Source organism: Gloeomargarita sp. SKYB120, from assembly GCA_025062155.1.
In the GTDB taxonomy this organism is placed as follows: domain Bacteria; phylum Cyanobacteriota; class Cyanobacteriia; order Gloeomargaritales; family Gloeomargaritaceae; genus Gloeomargarita.
The window spans coordinates 1-2,132 of the sequence record JANXAM010000064.1 but is presented as its reverse complement, the minus strand read 5'-3'; the positions used below and the strand labels follow the sequence as shown (position 1 = coordinate 2,132).

3 protein-coding genes are annotated in these 2,132 nt (G+C 49.7%); 1 reads left to right on the top strand and 2 read right to left on the bottom strand.

Annotated features, from left to right (window positions below; translation table 11 throughout):
- Positions 1 to 279: sulfite exporter TauE/SafE family protein (locus tag NZ705_12400; GenBank protein ID MCS7293743.1), on the top strand; the 279-nt coding region annotated here is incomplete at its 5' end.
- Here the strand turns inward: NZ705_12400 and NZ705_12395 are convergent.
- Both NZ705_12395 and NZ705_12390 read right to left on the bottom strand, forming a co-directional pair.
- Positions 248 to 901: a Uma2 family endonuclease gene (locus NZ705_12395; protein MCS7293742.1), complete on the bottom strand. Its 654-nt coding sequence runs from the start codon at positions 899 to 901 to the stop codon at positions 248 to 250. The genes NZ705_12400 and NZ705_12395 overlap by 32 nt on opposite strands.
- A gap of 58 nt (positions 902 to 959) precedes the next feature.
- The coding region (locus NZ705_12390) for an FAD-binding domain-containing protein (GenBank protein ID MCS7293741.1) at positions 960 to 2,132 on the bottom strand (1,173 nt) is incomplete at its 5' end.

Genomic DNA, 2,132 nt, shown 5'->3' with positions numbered 1-2,132 from the left:
AATTCCCTAGCCGGTTTAGCGGGTTATCTAGGGCATGTGCATCTGGACTGGCATTTGACGGTCAATTTCACGCTTTTGGCCGGCATCGGAACAGTGGCAGGAGCTTATTTGGCGCAGTTTATCCATCCGGCCCACTTGCAAAAAGGGTTTGGGTATTTTCTGTTGGCAATTGCTGCACTGGTGCTCTGGCAAAATCAACAACCCCGCAAGCAAAGTTATGTGCCGCTAGTTGCACCCGCTGCGCGGGCTAATCCGTTTGGGCCAAGTGCTGGCGGATAGTTTGACGTAAGGTGCGCAGGGCTTGGCTACGCCCCATTTGAGCACTATTGTTCAGCACATCCTGCACCCATACTTTCACCGGCAATCCTGGAGATATCGGGCTTTCACCTACAGGTTGATAGACACCGTTTCGTAACAAGTAAATCTGCAATTCGCCATCTGCATAAACCCAAAGCTCCGGCACGCCTAAACGAATGTAGGCTTCCAGTTGGGTTTTCGATGTCACATCCACTTCCAAGACTAGGTCAGGGGGTGGGTCAATGGTTAAATCAAAGCGATCTTTCCCAATAACCTGTCGGTAGTTTTGGATATAGAAACAGTCATCCGGCTCGACGCCACAGTCCATCTTTTGGTTCTTGAATGTGCTGGAACCAAAACACTCGCAGTCAATGCCCAACTCTTCCAGCAGCAGTTTCACAATATCACTAAGTATTGACTTCAGTCGCTCATGTTTAGGTAAAGGCATTCTGATCTCCAGCACACCATCAACATAGGCAATACGACTACCACGCTTTTCACCCAATTCGGTCAGGATAGCGTCAAAGTCGGTCCAATCTAGGCCGCGAATGACCAAACGTTGACCAGGGGGAATCTCTAATTGGTGCAGTTGCAAGGTTACCATAGACGGTTTGTACCATCAGTAGCAACATTCTACCGTTTCTTACAGCGTGTCACTTCCACTACTGTAGTTCACCGCCCAAATCCAACGATAGCTGCTGCACACCGGCGACCTGTTCATAGTATTTTTTCCAGCGCTGGTGATAGCGTTTGATAGCCTCTTGAGTCCACTGCGCCCGTTGTAATTCCAGACCGCCTTCGGCTTGCAGTCGTTGACGGATACGCTCACGGATTTGTTGAATGATCAGCCCATTTTGTTGTCGAGTTTTAGACCAATCCAGCATGGGTGGGGGGTAGTTAGCAACCGTCACTTTGCCCCAATCCTCTGGTCGAATGGCACGTAACTCCGGCACCCAGTAATGAATAAATTGCCAGTTTTCATCCCGTTCACGGGCGTTGCGCTCAGGGTTATAAATGCGAAAACCGGGGGATAGGGGATTGGTAATCCCTGCTTGACTTTGCCATTGCCAGTGGTCAATCGCTAAATCCCCATCAATCAAATACTGCATATAGTGCCGCGCCCCATGATGCCAAGAAATCCCACAATTGATAGTTAAAAACGTGGCGCACATGGCCCGCATCCGAAAATTCATCCACCCCATGTGCCGTAACTGCCGCATACTGGCATCTACCAAGGGAAATCCGGTCAACCCTTGTTGCCAGCGCCAGAATAATTCCTGTTTTTCCGGCGGTAGGGGTTCGTCGGTGTAATAATCGTCAAATTCAGGGTAGAGATTTTGATGCACCAGGTGGGGATTATCGTATAAACGTTGACTGGCTGAATCACGCCAACGCAACCGGTCCCGAAACGCTCGTAGGGATAAAACAGCGCGGTGATGGTCAGGATATTCGCAGCGTTTTTGTTGCACTGCTTGATAGACTTGCCGGCTACTAATGGTGCCAAAGGTTAGATGGGGTGAGAGATGGGATGTACTGCCCTGCTGGGCTAACCAAGGGCGAGAAAGTCTCCAGTGATAACCCTGAAAACGGCGCTCTAAAAAGGATTTCAGCGTGGCTTGCGCTTGAGATTCTCCCCCTTTGAACCAGGAATTTGGCACGCAATTTAAGTGAAAGGTTTGGGGAACGTCTGCCAGAGCGATTTGGGGTGTTTTGAAGGTAAGCGGCGGCGTTGCTAAACGTTCAGGGGTTGGATACAACGGTTGATTTTGATAGTCATAGTATTTCTCCAACCAATCATCCCCATGACCGTTGGGGTCCAGGAAAAAGTTGGTGCA

What these genes read in the sequence shown, in the direction of transcription:
- NZ705_12395 (MCS7293742.1), bottom strand. Translation starts at nt 901, where the DNA reads ATGGTAACCTTGCAACTGCACCAATTAGAGATTCCCCCTGGTCAACGT.